The organism is Prevotella herbatica (assembly GCF_017347605.1).
GTDB classification, from domain to species: domain Bacteria; phylum Bacteroidota; class Bacteroidia; order Bacteroidales; family Bacteroidaceae; genus Prevotella; species Prevotella herbatica.
The window spans coordinates 3,460,494-3,478,564 of record NZ_AP024484.1; the positions used below are offsets into that span (position 1 = coordinate 3,460,494).

Consider the following 18,071-nt stretch of genomic DNA (forward strand, 5'->3'; position numbering starts at 1 on the left):
AAACATTTTGATTATGAAACAGATCGCACTATTTATCATGATTGCAATCGTTAGCTTGTCATCATGTTCAAATGAAGAACTCATAGATTCTGCAATAAATGGAACAGAATCAAAAAATGAGTATAAGCCTGTTGTTTTCGGTACCTATATCGAGAAAGCAGTTTCAAGTCGTGCGGTCAACAATTCAACAACCACTCTATCTGCAAAAAACGGTTTCGGCGTCTTCGCATTCAATAGTTCTGAAGCTGATATTAAAGACATCTCTCCAAACTTTATGTACAATCAGAAAGTCGCCTCAACAAATAAAGGTGATTCATGGAACTATAGTCCCGTAAAATATTGGCCGACAAGTAGTTCATCAATGGAAAACCAAAATAGCTTCTTTGCTTATGCCCCGTACGTAGACTCAAGTGTAAATTCAGAGGGTATTACAAGTATTACATCTAACAGCAGTTTAGGTGCCCCAAAACTTACCTTCACAAATTCTTCAAACGTAGAAAACACAATCGACTTGTTATGGGCTGTTTCAAAAGAAAGCGGTAAAGCTCTGAAAGACATGACTTCATTAAACTCTAATGGAGAAGTGAATTTCAACTTCCGCCATGCCCTAGCAAGACTTAGCCTAAACATTCAAGGAGTATTCAATTCTAACTCAAATGAGAATATTGCAGATGGAAACAAGATTACTATTGAGAATATAACTATTTCAGGTTCATTCCCAAGCAACGGAACATTGAATCTTGACAACGAAATAGCTTATACTCCACAATGGGAAAATACAAATGGAGAAACAGTATTCAATATAAATAATAATCAAATAGCTGAAAATATAAGAGATGGAGGCGATTGCAAGGGTACTGATAGCATAAGTGGCGTAACAAATATCACAACAAATCTTTTGGCAAATACTTCTGATAATAAAGAACGTTATCTAACGTTCATACCTTCAAAAGGAAATTTAACAATAAGTATAACTTATTGGTTAACGACTAAAGATAGCAATTTGGCTGGAGGCTATTTTAGAGTTAAGAATAATGCGGAAAAAACAATATCAAATATGACTTTAGAAGCAGGCAAAAACTATTCTATAAATGTATTACTTGGAATGAGCGGAATACAGTTTGACTCAAATGTTGCAGAATGGGATACCACTATTGCCGAATAATTAGTTAAAAGTTAAAGAAGAAACCTAAAAAGCTTGGTAATATATCTCTTTTTGACTAATTTTGTGGACGAATTGACGAAGTAAATGATTGATCAAGTAAGTGATTGACTAAGTAAGTGAAAATTTTATTATATTTTATTCTAATTTTAGGGTTGTCATTGGTAACATCAGGTTGCAGTGACAATTCTATTATGGAAAGTGAAAGCATATTAGCAAATACACTTTCTATGGATTTTTCGTGCTATACCAGTAAAGCAACAACTAGTCGTGCCAATAGCAATTACATTGTTGATGGAACCAACACAACCACCATTCCAAGTGGTAATTCAATTGGTGTATTCTCTTTCTATCAAGGTCCAACAAAATGGGATGACATAACATCTCATGTTGCGTCATTTATGAATAACCAGAAAATGGTGGCTAAAGCGTTAAACAACACAGTAAGTTTCACATACTCACCTACAAAATACTGGCCAAGTAATCCTAACGATAAACTTAGTTTCTTTGCCTACTATCCTTGGAATAACCTTTCAAACGGTAGTCAAGATATTGGTGTTGAGAATATTGAAGATGAAAGTAAAATGTGTTTAAGATTAAACGTTGAGGATAATCCTAGTGACCAAGTAGATGTGATGCTTAGCGATTTAATAAAAGACAAGACATACCAAGACACCAATAATGAAGGAAAAATAGATTTCAACTTTCATCATATACTAAGCTTTGTAAACATAAAACTCATCATTGATGATAATATGAAAAGCATAGCAAAGCTTAAAGTTAACAGTGCCATGATATCGGGACTGTACAATGCAGGCACTTGCCACCCTAGCTATGATCAAAGTTCTGGGAAAACAGTATTTACATGGACTCCATATTTCAAAACAGGAACGTCAGATCAGCAGTATGTACTTGATACCAGTGCACTATCTTCAACTACTTCTAACCAAACAGGAAATATTCTGTTAATGGTTCCACAGCAACTGAGTACAAACGTGGTATTCACTATAAACTATGATATAATATTTATCGACAACAACGGTAACGAAAAGTACAAATACACGAATAATGAGCAAAATGTAGTGCTAAAAAACACTGGGAACATAACGGATTGGTTACCTGGAAAGAAATATACCTACACATTTACTATAGGTTTAAAGCCTATAAAAATGGATGCTACGACCGACGAATGGTCTAACAGCGGATATGACACTGATGTAAGCGGACCTAGTACTAATTGATAAAGTAAAAATGAAGATTACACGACCATATATTACCTTAATACTGTTTGTTCTATGCATAGTTTCATGCACAGAAAAAAGTGACATCGCGGATAATAGCTATGCTAATAATATCAGCGATAATGCTATCGACATCTCAGCAGAAACAGACAGTATGAAGACTCGTAGCGTAACATCATCTCCATTCTCCATAGAAAATAGCGCAGATCTTCAAGCTAACGGCTTCAAAGTTTACGCATACTATCATGGTACTGACAATTTCGTTACTGCCAACCAAAGCCTTTACACGCTTATGGATAACGTAAACGTAAAATATAATAACGGTGCATGGGGTTATGATGGAGACACAATGTATTGGCCTATTGGAAAAAATATGCTATCTTTCTTTGCAACATCATATAACCCAAACTTAGGAAGCAATCAATTAACATTAAACAAAAATACTAGTACTGGTAATCCGGAAATAACTTACATTGCATCAACTGACTTAGATAAACAAGAAGACATACTTTGGGGAACTAGAAGTAACGGAATGCCATACACTAACGAGACAAGGCCTAGTGACGAAACAGTACACTGGCACTTCAAGCATGCCCTTGCCAAAATTATACCAACTATTTCAAGCACACTATACACAGAACCATACTCAACGATTGTACCACATTCAGATATTTCTCAAAGTATAGATTACATTCAGACAAAATATCTAATTAAGAGCGTTACTATTTCAAACGCTAACAAACAAGCTACGCTTTCATTGCAAAATAGCGTAGCTAGTACTCCAGCATGGAATAATAAAAGTGGAACTTTGGAATATCTTTTAGACTCAGAATTAAATGATGATATAAAATATGCTCAAACAGCTGGTCAAACACAGAATCAAATAAATACGAATAACTGGTATAAGAACGGTGTCAACACTACGACAATGACCTTATTACCAGAAGGTAAATATCTTACCCTAATACCAAAATTGGCTGCAGAAAACGGGAATTTGAAAATAAGCATTACTTATGAAGTACTAACACAAATTACAGAACAAAAACAAACTAGAAATGTGATTTTGTGGTGGTATGGACCTTGGAATAATAGTGGTACACCAACAACAACATACACAAACACAGAAAAAATTATTTCTGGTGATGTAAACACTGATTTCATTGGAAACAGAAAATATAATCTCAATATAAATATTCAAGCAAATTACCTTGAATTGACAGCAATTCCACAACCATGGGAGGAAATTTCACAAGTAATTGATACAGAAACAAATCTTATAACCATTGCACCTGGCGGTGGTATAGAATTTGATGCTGTTCAATATGGAGATTCAATTGATAGAACTAACGGTATTATTTATCTAAGGAACAAGACTTGTGCGCTAAGTTTCAACATTGCCACACCACGTGGAGCTACTTGGCGTGCAGCACTTATACAATCTGGAGATATAGATGCATTCCAATTTGTTGATGAAAACGGGACTGTACTTGCAAATCAAAATCCTCAAGGTGCTATTGGAACACAAGCAACTTTAAGGATAAGGGCAAAAAACGCAACAAATTCTACAGATAACTCGGCTATATTAAGAATATACGTTATTCAGCCGAACCAATCTACAATAGTAAAGACGCTTACAGGAAGCGACATATTCAAAGAGTATAAATTTGTTGAACCCGCTAACGCAAAAAATTAAAATAGTTAGACAGAGTATGATGAGAACTATTATAAAATATACATATATACTTGCAATGTCATTCATAATTATGACATTATATAGTTGTTCAGAAAAGGATATCGCAAATGATAGTGAATCCACTCTGAAAGACGGGTATATATCTTTTGTATTATACCATACTACTGCAGAGAAAAATGGTATAGAAACATCTACCCGAGCAACAATAAACGGTGAAGACCAATTGAACGAAAACTATATTGAAAACGCAACGATATTCATTTATAATGATACAACACAAGCAGCTGTACAAACAATACAAGGGCAAAGCGTTTCGATAAACAATGATGGGTCTTATCTCGTAAGAACGAGAATTACAGATGAACTAAAATCAGCATTATCAAATGGTGGATATGCATATATTATTGCTAACCCTACCAATAATTTCAACGATGGAATGACCCTTAATGAAGTTAAGAATTCTATTGTATCTTCTGATTTCACAATTAGTAGTTCTGGAGTTCAAGATAAATTCACAATGTCTGGCGGTGAAGACATATCTTGGAATAACAACGCTGCATATTCTACAGTGCCTTTGTATAGATGTGCAGCTAAAGTTGTGGTGTATTCAAACATTAAGGAGTCTGTAGATGAAAATTCAACCAATACTACTTTAACTTATACACCTAACTTTGAAAGCATGACTATAAGTTTGCTAAATGGATTAAATAAAGGGAAGGTTGATGCTAGCTATGTATCCTCTGATGCAGATTATTTCAACAAACAAGAAATTCTACAAAAGACAGATGCATCAAAGACCTATGCGGGAGTTGAATATGCATATTCTCATGTTCCATTTTACAGTTACCCAACATCATGGGGAGAAGTTGATCCAAGAGAGACTGTTGTAGAAATATGTATACCATGGACCGTGAAAGGCGAAAACAGATATATCAACACTTATTATCAGTTAAGTATAAATGCCCAAAACAGAAAGATAGAGCGCAATCGTCAATACACTATTTATCTAAACATAAACGATATTGGAAGTACTAACAAGGAAACGCCTATAAAACTTAGTCCTTCAAGTTTCACTATTCTACCCTGGGGAACTGTTGATGTTGGTGCAGGCAGCAAGACTGACGAGAATGTTAGCGGTGATTTTCATAAGTACCAGTATCTAACGGTTGATCCACAAAGTATAATATTGAATAACCAAACTTCAACAACAATAAAATATACAAGTTCATCTGCTTTAGATAAGACAAACACAAAAGTTACGCAAGTAGATTACTACACGTATGAAACCTCAGGTACTCCAAGATCCAATGTGCTTACAAATGCCGCAGATTTAGCTAAATATAAAGTAGACATAACATCTGATAAAGAAATTACGTTTACTCATGAGTTTGACGGTACATACACATATCAGAATATACATCTTCAAGTAACAAACAATGAGGGGCTAACCGAGACTGTCATTATGACTCAATATCCATCACTATATATTTCCACAGAAGATGGTGGAAACGCATTTATTGATGGTTACTTTGCTAGAGTAACAAATGCAACAATGTCAGGTGCTGCAAAAAATTCAGACGGAACTTATTATAGTAAAAACAATTATTATAGCTATTCTAAAGATAATTACGTAGTAACACCTTATGGTTATTTATTTACTTCCTTAGGTAATTTAGCACAGACACAAATAACAAATGTCTATGTTACAGCATTTAATTCAGAAAATGGATACTATACCGTAGGTGGAGAAACATATTACTACAAGATTGGTGACCCAAGAGTCAATGCAGGTTGGAGTTCGTCTTCAATTACTAGATATCTTTCGACATCATCAAGTACTAATTCATGGACTTCTACAGATTGTGCCAATTTAATGATAGCCTCAACAGCAGATTCATATCGTTCTGTAATAGCTCCGGCATTCAAAGTATCATCTGCATGGGGACAATGCTCGCAAAACGGAGTAAAATTCTCTGATGCTCAGAAGCGTGCTGCAACATATCAAGAAAACGGTTATGCAGCAGGAAGATGGAGATTACCAACTGAGGCTGAAATAATGTTTGTCGCTTATATGCAATCACAAGGTAATATTCCTACTCTATTTATTGATGGTGCAAATTACTGGGCTAGCAGTGGAAGATACTACAATAGTGGTAATTTCTATGAAGCAGGTAGTAATGTTCAATGTTATGTAAGAACAGTTTATGACACTTGGTATTGGGGAGGTACTAAATGCCCTAGTGGAACTTATACTATAAAGACTACAAAATGATGAAAAGTAAATTACATTATATATTCTATCTGATTGCTATAACATTATTTTTTACGGCATGCTCAGAGCACGACTTTCTAACAGATTACAACATAGTTCAATCTAATGGAAAGCCTGTAGACATTAATGGTTCGCTTAATACGCCAGACCTACAAGTGATGAGCACTCGTAGTCTTGGAGAAACTCCTGATATTAAAAAGTTGTATGCTATAGTTTTTGATAACAATGGATTACTAATGGAAGTTGATACTTGTAAAGCGGCTAATAGCAATGGCGATAACATCAATAATTTTTCAACGGCGAGTAATGGTCTCACATATTTTCATGTAACACTGCATACATCAACAACTCCGAGAATCGTACATCTTGTAGCAAATTTCAATCCTACTTTCACCACAATTCTTGATGAAGCTTCACTTATGAGAAAGATGATTGTAACAGATTCCACTGACTCATATTGGCAGAGAATAGTGTTTGACGAAGGTATTTATATGAATTCAGACGGAACTGTAGACGTAGAAAAGACTTTACCTAAAATGCAAAACTTGAAATTGATAAGAAACTTTGCAAAGGTAACAGTAAGTATCGCTGACAGTATAAAAAATATATTTATACCACAGGGATATTATGTCTTTAATCAACCTAAATCAGGCACCGTAGCTCCATATAATGTAAATACAGCGATAAGCGACGATCCTTTGACAAGTAGATTTGCTGACTATATTGCCAGTGATGGGACAACGATGTCATACAAAGAATTACTTGATCAAAAATACTACGGATACGAACCTGAGACAAGAACTTTTAAAGATAATCCAGATCCAACTAGCGCAAGTTTTCCGTGGAAAAACGTTTTAGAGCCGACATATATATATGAAAGCACCCATCGCAATGATCTTGATAACCCTTATATAATAATTAAGGGTACATATATCTCAGGTACAGGCTCTACAGGAGTCCCTACCTATTACAAGGCTGACTTCTGCTACCCTACTGAACAAACAGGTAGTACTGACCTCACATCAATGACTTACTATAACCTGATAAGGAACTTTCAATACAACCTAAAAGTAACTAGAATCTCAGGGAATGGTTCAAAGACTTTGGCTGATGCAATCGTAGGTGGTCCAATGAATAATTTTATGGGTGTAACAACAGCAGGGAATATCACCAATATTGCCAATGACATATCGCGCTTATACGTAAGTTTCACAGATGAAATGTTTACAACAAAAGATCCTATTGTGATAAAATACAAAAACGTATTCAACATGCACGATCCATCAACCACAAGCGATGATGAAATTTGCAATTTGAGGCGAAGAGAACTTAACACAACAGATTATACAGGTAAAAATTACGTCAGAATCGTTGGGCTTGATGAAGAGGACAAATCACCTATTGGAACTATTAAGGGCCCGATAGCAGCATCAGCAACAATAAGCAGTGGAAACGATGCAAACGGATGGCGAACAATAACAATACAACCTACAGATTTGCCAACAAGTAGTCTTGAACAGAAAATTCAAACTATCAGCATATATAATTCTGACGGACTAGAAAGAAACATAAATCTTTACTACCGTCAACCTATGAACTTTTCAGTAGAGCTAAATCCTGCTACGGTAACGTCTTCGGAAGATCAAGAGGTGGATGTCATCATTGGTATTCCTGGAGATTTAACAGCACCTCGCTTTCCTCTTACATTTAAAATAGAACACAATAGTAATGCCATATATCCAAACGTACAAGCTACTGGATTTAACGAGCTACCTGTCGTTGTTGGAAAATCAATTATTGATGGAACGACCGACTCATATTATTATACACGAAATATAAGTTGGAATGAATACAAAAATACAGGTACTAGTAACGACGGACTAAAACGTTTCCATTGCTATTTCAAAACTTATAAGGCAAATAGCACGGGAAAAATATATGTGACTACAGATAAATATTTCATAACACAACCTATCACCGCAACGTTGGCTAACAACTAGCGTTTAAGTAACTAAAGCATATAAAAAATCATTATATCTATCAACATGCTTGCAAAATAATAAAAAAAGTATTAATTTTGCAGCCATGAGAATAGACATTATTTCAGTAATACCAGATATGATGGAAGGATTCATTAATGAATCCATTTTGGCACGTGCACAGAAAAAAGGATTGGTAGAAATTCATCTACACAATCTAAGAGACTATACTCTTGACAAATGGAGACGTGTAGACGACTACCCTTATGGTGGCAGCGCTGGAATGATTATTCAATGTGAACCTATTGACAGATGTATTTCTGCATTGAAAGCTGAACGCGATTATGATGAAGTTATCTATACAAGTCCTGATGGAGAACAGTTTGACCAACATGTCGCAAACGATCTTTCACTAAAAGGTAACATCATTATTCTTTGTGGACATTACAAAGGTATAGATCAACGAGTACGCGAACATCTAATCACACGTGAAATTAGTATTGGCGATTATGTACTTACAGGTGGAGAACTTGCTGCAGCTGTAATGACAGATGCTATAGTTAGACTCATTCCTGGCTCAATAAGTGATGAACAAAGCGCACTTAGTGACTGTTTTCAAGATGATATGCTTGCTGCACCAATATACACTAGACCTTCAGAATATAAAGGATGGAAAGTTCCAGACGTACTTCTTAGTGGGAATGAAGCTAAGATTCGCAAGTGGGAATTTGACAGAGCGATGGAACGCACGAAAAAAATACGTCCTGATTTATTAAAATAATATTGTGTTATTTTTGATAAATTCCTCGCCAATTGTAAACCCTTCTTCGTAAAGTCTTTCCAACTTATCAATATCTTTTTCTATTCTTCCAACCTCAATAGGACGCAATGGACGAATACACTTTATTTGTCCATTATCTTCTAATTTATCAACAAGTTCAATCTGTTGATTGTAAGCTTCATGGCGTCTACTCAATGCGACCCTCAATCGTGGGTAATTTTTATAAACAAAATGCGGAACCTTTCTATCCTTCCCCTCATCTCGCCAACCTTTGTTCCGTGTCAAAATAACTACATTATTAGAATATCCCATGTCTATGGCATGTTGTACAGGTATGCTATCGGCAATACCTCCATCAAGCATCGGAATTCCATCAACATTAACTATTTTGCTTACATATGGGAGACTACTAGAAGCTCTTACTATATCAAGCGAACGCTGACGATCTTCCAATTCTCTCAAATACATTGGTTGACCAGTTAAACAATTAGTAGTTACCATTTCAAAGTTATCTGAATGTTTAAAATATTCATCAAAATCAAAAGGCAATAGCTGATTTGGAAATTTATCATAGAGGAGCTTACTATCGAAAATACATCCCTGTGAAACAAGATGGCGTATACCTATATAATTATAACGCGCAAGATAATCAATATTTGAAATACGTGCACGTCGCGGCTGACGGCTAACATAACTCATTCCATTACATGCTCCAGCAGAAACGGCAACAATATATTTAAAATAAATATTATGCTTCATGAAAGCATCAAGAACACCACTTGTAAAAACTCCGCGCATTCCCCCACCTTCAAGAACAAGACCAATATTTCGAGTAATAACCATATAATCTAATAATTTTGCACCAATTTATTCAAATTTCTTGCAAAGATAGTGTTTTTTAATTAAAAAAGTGTAACTTTGTAGGCAAATCAATAAAAAAATCGCATTATATGTTTGATACAGCTACTTATGTGAGACGCCGTAACGAACTTAAAAAGCTCGTTAAGAATGGTGTCATCATTCTTTTCGGAAACAATGAATCACCAGCCAATTTCCCTAACAATGGGTATCACCCTTTTCGCCAGGATTCATCGTTTTTATATTATTTTGGACTTCAAAGAGATGGTCTAGTAGGAGTAATTGATATTGACAATGACAAAGATATACTAATTGGTGACGACATAGATATAGAGGATATTGTTTGGTTTGGGTCAGTTGACAGCATTCACGACATGGCACAAAAGGCAGGTACAACAGATTCTGCTCAGATGAAAAGCCTAAAGTTAATTTGCAATGATGCAATGAGCAAACACCGCAAGATACATATTCTGCCACCATATAGACATGACATTAAGATTCAGATATTCGACTTGCTAGGCATACATCCTTGCCAACAGAAAGAATCAGCAAGCATGCCGCTAATCAAGGCTGTTGTGAAGATGCGCTCTACAAAGGAACTGCAAGAAATTGAGGAACTTGAGCGTGCTGCCGTAATAGGTTATAAAATGCACACAACGGCTATGAGGCTCACTCAACCAGGTATCACTGAGAAATTTATAGGAGGACAAGTTGATGGCATAGCAAATTCTTATGGTTCAATGGTTAGTTTCCCTACTATATATACTCAGCATGGTGAAATTATGCATGGTGCCCCATCAATGAACGTGCTTGAAAAAGGTAGACTTGTACTTTGTGACGCTGGTGCAGAAACTATAAACAATTACTGCAGCGACAACACACGAACAATGCCTGTAAGTGGAAAGTTCACCCAAAAGCAACTGGAAATATATTCAATTGTAGAAGCATGTCACGACTATACTTTGGAAGTAGCAAAACCAGGAACAAAATATGCTGATGTACACTTTGCTGTTTGCAGACTGATGTTTGACAGATTAAAGGAACTTGGGCTTACCAAAGGAGATACAGACGAAGCAGTTAGAGCTGGAGCACATGCCATGTTCCTTCCACACGGATTAGGACACATGATGGGAATGGATGTACATGATATGGAAAGTCTTGACCAAATTAACGTAGGATTTGACGAAGAAACTCGTCCTAACCTAGAGCAATTCGGAACAAACTGTCTAAGAATGGGTCGCAGACTAGAAGAAGGATTTGTTGTTACAGACGAACCTGGTATATATTTCATCCCAGCACTGATTGACGAATGGAAATCAAACGGACACTGTAAAGATTTCTTGAATTTCGATAAATTAGAGACTTATAAGGACTTTGGAGGAATAAGAATAGAGGATGACGTTTTAATAACAAAAGACGGATGTAGATTCATCGGTAAGGATCGTATTCCTTATCATCCAAAAGACGTAGAGAATTTTATGGATAATAAATAACATTATATTGGTTTAAATGAGAAAATTATTAGTAATGACACTCCTTGCCATAACGGCAATTGGTGCAACAGCACAGGAAAAGAAGGCTGAGATAAATGTAAACAAGCCGGTATTCACTGTAGTAAGAGAGAACAAAATTACAAGTATTAAGAACCAAAGCCGTAGTGGTACATGTTGGGACTATTCTACGCTAAGTTTCTTTGAGGCTGAGATTCTTAAAAAGACAGGCAAGACTTATGACCTTTGCGAGTCATTTGTTGCGAACAAAACTTATATGGATCGTGCCATTCAAGTAGTACGCCTACACGGAGATTGCCAATTTTCTGAAGGTGGCAGTTCTTATGATCCTTTGTATTGCCTAGAGAATTATGGTATCTGTCCAGAAAACGCTATGCCATCTGCAGGTAGTCTTTACGGAGATTCACTGAACAATTATAATGAGTTTTTCCATTTAATGACTCCTTATGTAATGGCTGTTGCAAAAAGCGATTCAAAAAAGTTGTCTACTCAATGGAAAGCTGGACTACAAGGCATCCTTGATGCTTACCTAGGCAAATGTCCAGAAAAATTCACTTATGAAGGCAAGAGTTATACTCCAAAGTCTTTCGCAGCAAGTCTTGGCATAGATTTTAATGATTATGCAAGCATAACAAGTTACACCCATCATCCTTTCTGGAAGGGATTTCCTGTTGAAGTTCAGGACAATTGGCGCAACCCTCTTTCATGGAATATCCCAATGGAAGACATGATGCGCATCATTGACAATGCAGTTATGAATGGATATACTGTAGCTTGGGGCGGTGACGTTTCTGAAGACGGTTTCACACGTGACGGTTTGGCTTATAATACAGACACAAAGAAAGTACAAAGTCTCACTGGTAGCGACATGGCTCGTTGGTTGAAACTGACAAAGACTCAGAAGAATAATATGATAGACTCTTTGGGCTGCAAAGTTCCAGAAATAATACCTACACAGAAAATGCGTCAGGAAAGATATGACAACTGGGAACTTACAGACGATCACGGTATGCTTATATACGGTATCGCCAAAGACCAAAATGGCAAAGAATATTACATGGTTAAGAACTCATGGGGAGAAGCTGGTGAATATAAGGGAATTTGGTATATGACAAAGAACTTTATAGCAGCAAACACTATGGATTTCATGGTTAATAAAAATGCCATACCAAATGATATCCGCAAAAAACTTGGTATCTAACATTTGATATCAAAAATAAATAGAAGGCACAAACTGAAAAAACATTTCAGTTTGTGCCTTTTTTTTGTTTTTATTTTGTAACTTTGAGCACAGTTTTTTATTTCATAAGCAATAAAAAATCATAAAAGACATATGTTTTAAACATATTGTAACCAAGAAGAAAATAAAAACGATATAAATGCATTTCAAATGGAATTACGAACCACCAACACCAGAAGAGAAACTAGCAGCTAAAGAACTTGGTGACAAGTTGAGTATCAGTCCTATTTTAGCGCAACTCCTTATCAAACGCGGTATTAATACCGAATATGCTGCAAAGAAATTCTTTCGCCCACAATTAGCCGATCTCATAAATCCGTTTCTTATGAAAGATATGGATATAGCAGTAGAACGACTGAATGATGCAATGGGCAGGAAAGAGCGTATTCTTGTTTATGGAGATTACGATGTTGACGGATGCACAGCTGTTGCACTGGTGTACAAGTTTCTTCAACAGTTTTATTCAAACATAGATTATTACATACCTGACAGATATGACGAAGGATATGGAGTAAGCAAAAAAGGAATAGACTATGCGAAAGAGACTGGTGTAAAACTTATTATAATACTTGACTGCGGCATAAAAGCAATCAAGGAAATAGACTATGCCAAAAGTCTTGGTATAGATTTTATTATTTGTGACCATCATGTTCCTGACGAGACAATGCCACAAGCTGTGGCTATATTGAATCCCAAGAGGCATGATGACACATTTGCATATAAGAACTTATGCGGATGTGGTGTTGGATTCAAATTTATGCAGGGCTGGGCCAAAAACAATGGTATTCCATTTTCAAATCTTATACCTTTACTTGACTTATGCGCTGTTTCGATAGCAGCTGATATTGTTCCAGTAACTGATGAAAATAGGATCATTGCATTTCATGGATTAAAACAGTTAAACCAAAATCCAAGCATCGGTCTGAAAGCTATTATTGATATTTGTGGTCTAAACGGGCGAGAAATATCTATGAGCGACATCGTATTCAAGATTGGACCAAGAATAAACGCTTCTGGAAGAATGGAAAACGGAAAAGAAAGCGTCGACTTGCTTATAGAAAAAGATTACGGAGTGGCTATAAAAAAGGCAAAGCACATTGATGAATATAATGAGCTACGTAAGGATATTGACAAACAAATGACTGAAGATGCTAATACGATTGTCTCAAAACTCGAAAATCAGAAGCATCATTCAAGCATAGTTCTTTATGACGAAAACTGGAAGAAAGGTGTTATCGGAATTGTAGCCTCTCGTCTTACAGAGATGTATTTTCGCCCAACTGTAGTTTTAACTAAAGACGGTGATTTTGCAACTGGGTCAGCTCGTAGCGTAACAGGGTTTGATGTTTATGCTGCAATAAAGAGCTGTCGTGATTTACTTCTTAATTTCGGCGGTCATACCTATGCAGCTGGCTTAACTCTTAAATGGAATGATATACCGAAGTTTAGACAGAGGTTCCAAAGTTATGTTGAAGAACACATAGAACCAGAACAGACAGAAGCTAATATCAATATAGATAGTCATATAGATTTTAAAGACATAACTAAAAAGCTCCACAATGACCTAAAACGTTTCTCTCCTTTTGGCCCGGAATGCACCAAGCCAGTCTTCTGCACTCTCGGTGTTTATGATTATGGTACTAGTAAAGTTGTAGGAAGAGAGCAAGAGCATATTAAGCTAGAACTTGTTGATTCTAAGTCAAGCGATGTTGTAAATGGAATCGCATTCGGTCAAAGTGCATCCGCACGATATATTAAAAGTAAAAGATCGTTTGATATTGTATATACGATTGAAGAAAATGTTTTTAAGCGAAACCAAATTCAATTACAAATAGAAGACATTCGTCCAGAAGAAATAAAAGAAGAAAATAAAACTGAATTATAATGGAATGCCGGCAGATACTACAACAATATTGGGGGTATCCTGATTTCCGGGGAATACAAAAGGACATTATTGAAAGTATTTGTGCCGGACATGATACCCTTGGGCTAATGCCTACAGGTGGAGGAAAATCAATAACTTTTCAAGTACCAGCATTAGCAATGGATGGAGTGTGCATTGTTATCACTCCACTTATTGCGTTAATGAAAGACCAAGTTGACCACCTACTAAAACTCGGTATCAAAGCTGCTTCTATATATTCTGGCATGACAAGACCTGAAATAATAAAGGTTCTTGAAAATGCCGTGTTTGGAGGAGTAAAGATTTTATATGTATCACCAGAAAGACTTTCTTCAGAACTTTTCCAAGCCAAATTAAAACACATGAAAGTGAGTTTCATCACGGTAGATGAGGCCCACTGTATAAGTCAATGGGGGTATGACTTTAGACCATCCTATCTTAACATTGCAGATATACGCAAATTAAAACCTGATGTTTCCATATTGGCATTAACGGCTACAGCCACAACTAAAGTTGTTGATGACATACAGGAAAAATTAGGATTTAAGGAAAAGAACGTCTTTCGCATGAGTTTTGAAAGAAAGAATCTAACTTATGTTGTAAGACTTGCATCAGATAAAGACCAACAACTTATTCATATTCTAAATTCTGTAAAAGGCTGCGCAATTGTTTATGTAAGAAGCAGAAAGCGCACAAAGGAAATCGCTCAAATGCTTAACGATAATGATATTAAAGCGACTTACTATCACGCAGGGCTGGAACATTACACGAAAGACTTGCGACAAAAGGAATGGCAGAATGATAAAACACGCGTAATAGTGGCTACAAATGCATTCGGTATGGGCATTGACAAACCGAATGTAAGAATAGTTGTCCATATAGACTGCCCAGATTCTATTGAAGCTTATTTTCAAGAAGCAGGACGTGCAGGACGAGATAGCAAAAAGGCTTATGCTGTTTTGTTATACAATGACGGAGATTGTAGAAAGCTACATAAACGTATTACAGATAACTTCCCAGAAAAAGAATATGTTAGAAAGGTATATGACAGTTTAGCTTATTTCTATCAGATAGGTGTCGGTAGTGGTATAGGCCATACGTTCGCTTTTGATATAGGCAAATTTTGCCATAACTTCGGACTATCTATGATTCTTGTAGACTCTTCATTAAGAATTTTAGAAAGAGCAGGTTATATTATCTATGAGAACGATCCCAAAAACAGTGCAAGACTTATATTCCTACTTAGTCGTAACCAGCTTTACATACTTGAAAATATTACGAGTAATGAAGATAAAATAATAACAACCCTGCTCCGCCTATACGGTGGACTTTTCAATGATTACACATATATTGATGAGGGACTGATCGCTCAGAAATCAGGACTCACACAACAACAGGTATATTTGATATTAAAGAATTTGAGCATGAAAAGGATAATTCACTTTATTCCACAACGGAAAACTCCTTACATCTCATATTCAAAGAATAGAGATGACGGTGAAAGGATTATTATTTCAAAGAGTGTGTATGAAGACAGAAAAATTGAATTTGAAAAAAGAATTGATGCAATCATAAAATATGCAACAAATGATAGTGTATGCAGAAGTAGACAGTTATTAAGATACTTTGGTGAAACAGATAGTAATGACTGTGAATTATGTGATGTTTGTCTTGAGCACAATACAGACCAAGCTTCTGAAGATAGAATTTCTTTACCGAAAAAAAGGATACTCGAAATGTTGAAAGACGGAAAAAAACATCATATTACAGAACTAAATGAAATGGACATTCCTGATAGACAGTTAGATGAAGCATTAGAATTCTTAATTAACGAGGAATACATAATTAATGATTGTGGATATATTATGCTAAAACAGAAATAGGTTTTTATATAAAGAGTTAAAGTTTAGTCTTCACTTTCCTTTATTCTTTTGTTGCCGCAACAAATAACCAATCGCTGAGACGATTCATAAAGACCATGATGTTATCTGCTAGTTCATACTGACGACGCATGGTTATCAGTCTACGCTCAGCGGTACGGCACTTTGTCCTCGCTACATGGAAATAAGCATTCGGGATACTTTCCCCTGGCATGACGAAACAGAATTTACCATCATTCTTATTTTCATCTATATCACGCTCCAACTGCAATGTAATACTATCCAAATCAAATTTCAAATCCATACTTCCCCCCGCTACAACTCCCATTATACGCATGATGATATTCTGAAACAACTCTATTTTCAGCTTTGAATCACTGTCATTAATGTAAACCTTGACAAGACCCAACGACGCATTTAACTCATCTAAAACTCCGTTAGCTTCAATTCTCACATCATCTTTTTCAACATGAGCCTCACCTTTCAATGATGTAAATCCTTTATCACCAGTCTTTGTATATATTTTCATAGCATTTAAATTTATCGTTTTTTTAATATAACATATATTATCACAGGAGCACCCATTATCGGTGTGACAGCATTAAGCGGTATCATTCCTCCATTTGATGGCAAATAGCACAACACATTGCATGCAAGAGCTATCAACGCTCCACACAACATTGTTGCCGGTAGAAGCATGCGATGATTATCGGTTTTTAAAAGAAGTCTCGCTATATGAGGAACTGCTAAACCTATAAAGGCAATAGGTCCACAAAAAGCAGTGACTATAGCTGTGAGCAAACCCGTGATTATCAATAATATGTTTCGTGTCTGCCTGACATTGATTCCCAGGTTTTCAGCATATTGATCGCCTAGCAACATTGCATTTAAAGGTTTAATCATCATCAGCGAGGCAACAAGTCCAACCAACGTTATAACCGAAAATAAAGGAATATTATCCATAGTGACCCCACCAAAGTTTCCCATTCCCCACACCATATAACTCTTCACACCATCCTCTGTGGCGAAGAAATTAAGAAGTGATATTGCAGAATTTGCAAGATAACCAATCATCAATCCGATGATAAGCAACATAACGTTGTTACGAACCGTTGAGGAAAATCCAAAGACTATAAATGTAACTATCATTGCTCCAGCAAAAGCTGCCAAGAATATAGCTATAAATCCTGAAACAGAAAACATTCCCACAGACATGTTACCACCCAAAGCCAACATCACAAAAGCAACTCCTAAGCCAGCACCACTATTGATACCAAAGACATCTGGACCAGCCAATGGATTACGGAACGTGGTCTGCAGCATCAAACCACATGTTGCCAAAGAAGCTCCAGAAAGAAGTGCAGTAATAGCTTGAGGAAGTCTTGATTGCAAAACAATAAATTTCCAAGACTCCCGTAAGCAATCACCTCCTGACAATATAGTAACAATATCCTCAATAGGAATTTTTACAGATCCTATTGCAATGTTAGCTATAAACATCAATACAATGCCTAAAGATAACCATATAAGGTATATTGCACCTTTTGTCAT

Annotated in this window: 13 protein-coding genes; 10 read left to right on the forward strand and 3 right to left on the reverse strand. The window is 36.1% G+C overall.

What is annotated here, in order from left to right:
- Positions 1-13 precede the first annotated feature (13 nt).
- The 6 genes from prwr041_RS13350 (at position 14) to trmD (ending at position 9,128) form a co-directional block, all read left to right on the forward strand.
- Positions 14-1,165 carry a fimbrillin family protein gene (locus prwr041_RS13350; protein ID WP_207154272.1) on the forward strand — a complete coding sequence of 384 codons (1,152 nt, stop codon included), beginning with the start codon at positions 14-16 and terminating at the stop codon, positions 1,163-1,165.
- A gap of 191 nt (positions 1,166-1,356) precedes the next feature.
- Positions 1,357-2,403 carry a fimbrillin family protein gene (locus prwr041_RS13355; protein WP_207154273.1) on the forward strand — a complete coding sequence of 349 codons (1,047 nt, stop codon included), beginning with the start codon at positions 1,357-1,359 and terminating at the stop codon, positions 2,401-2,403.
- Between the two features lie 10 nt (positions 2,404-2,413).
- Entirely contained in the window at positions 2,414-4,096 is a 1,683-nt protein-coding gene (locus tag prwr041_RS13360) for a fimbrillin family protein (protein ID WP_207154274.1), read from the forward strand.
- 16 nt (positions 4,097-4,112) lie between these two features.
- The gene (gene fimD / locus prwr041_RS13365; RefSeq protein WP_207154275.1) at positions 4,113-6,368 is read left to right on the forward strand and encodes a fimbrial tip adhesin FimD; all 2,256 of its coding nucleotides are present in this window, start codon (positions 4,113-4,115) and stop codon (positions 6,366-6,368) included.
- Positions 6,365-8,368 carry a hypothetical protein gene (locus prwr041_RS13370; protein WP_207154276.1) on the forward strand — a complete coding sequence of 668 codons (2,004 nt, stop codon included), beginning with the start codon at positions 6,365-6,367 and terminating at the stop codon, positions 8,366-8,368. Before fimD ends, prwr041_RS13370 begins: the two co-directional genes overlap by 4 nt.
- Before the next feature lie 85 nt (positions 8,369-8,453).
- Entirely contained in the window at positions 8,454-9,128 is a 675-nt protein-coding gene (gene trmD, locus prwr041_RS13375; RefSeq protein ID WP_207154277.1) for a tRNA (guanosine(37)-N1)-methyltransferase TrmD, read from the forward strand.
- Here trmD and prwr041_RS13380 read toward each other — a convergent pair.
- Positions 9,120-9,971, reverse strand: coding sequence for a patatin-like phospholipase family protein (locus prwr041_RS13380; RefSeq protein ID WP_207154278.1), 852 nt, complete (start codon positions 9,969-9,971; stop codon positions 9,120-9,122). The two genes, trmD and prwr041_RS13380, sit on opposite strands and share 9 nt — an antisense overlap.
- A 107-nt stretch (positions 9,972-10,078) precedes the next feature.
- Here prwr041_RS13380 and prwr041_RS13385 point away from each other — a divergent pair, with 107 nt between their 5' ends.
- The 4 genes from prwr041_RS13385 (at position 10,079) to prwr041_RS13400 (ending at position 16,523) form a co-directional block, all read left to right on the forward strand.
- Positions 10,079-11,479: an aminopeptidase P N-terminal domain-containing protein gene (locus prwr041_RS13385; protein ID WP_207154279.1), complete on the forward strand. Its 1,401-nt coding sequence runs from the start codon at positions 10,079-10,081 to the stop codon at positions 11,477-11,479.
- A gap of 16 nt (positions 11,480-11,495) precedes the next feature.
- Positions 11,496-12,698 (forward strand): C1 family peptidase, encoded by a 1,203-nt coding sequence (locus prwr041_RS13390; RefSeq protein WP_207154280.1) that lies wholly within the window; start codon positions 11,496-11,498, stop codon positions 12,696-12,698.
- 178 nt (positions 12,699-12,876) lie between these two features.
- Complete coding sequence (gene recJ, locus prwr041_RS13395) at positions 12,877-14,622, forward strand: single-stranded-DNA-specific exonuclease RecJ (RefSeq protein ID WP_207154281.1); 1,746 nt, start codon at positions 12,877-12,879, stop codon at positions 14,620-14,622.
- Positions 14,622-16,523, forward strand: coding sequence for a RecQ family ATP-dependent DNA helicase (locus prwr041_RS13400; RefSeq protein WP_207154282.1), 1,902 nt, complete (start codon positions 14,622-14,624; stop codon positions 16,521-16,523). Before recJ ends, prwr041_RS13400 begins: the two co-directional genes overlap by 1 nt.
- A gap of 40 nt (positions 16,524-16,563) precedes the next feature.
- Here prwr041_RS13400 and prwr041_RS13405 read toward each other — a convergent pair whose 3' ends face one another.
- The gene (locus prwr041_RS13405; RefSeq protein ID WP_207154283.1) at positions 16,564-17,049 is read right to left on the reverse strand and encodes a cob(I)yrinic acid a,c-diamide adenosyltransferase; all 486 of its coding nucleotides are present in this window, start codon (positions 17,047-17,049) and stop codon (positions 16,564-16,566) included.
- Positions 17,050-17,060: 11 nt separating this feature from the next.
- Positions 17,061-18,071, reverse strand: a complete 1,011-nt coding sequence (locus prwr041_RS13410) for an iron ABC transporter permease (protein WP_207154284.1) — start codon at positions 18,069-18,071, stop codon at positions 17,061-17,063.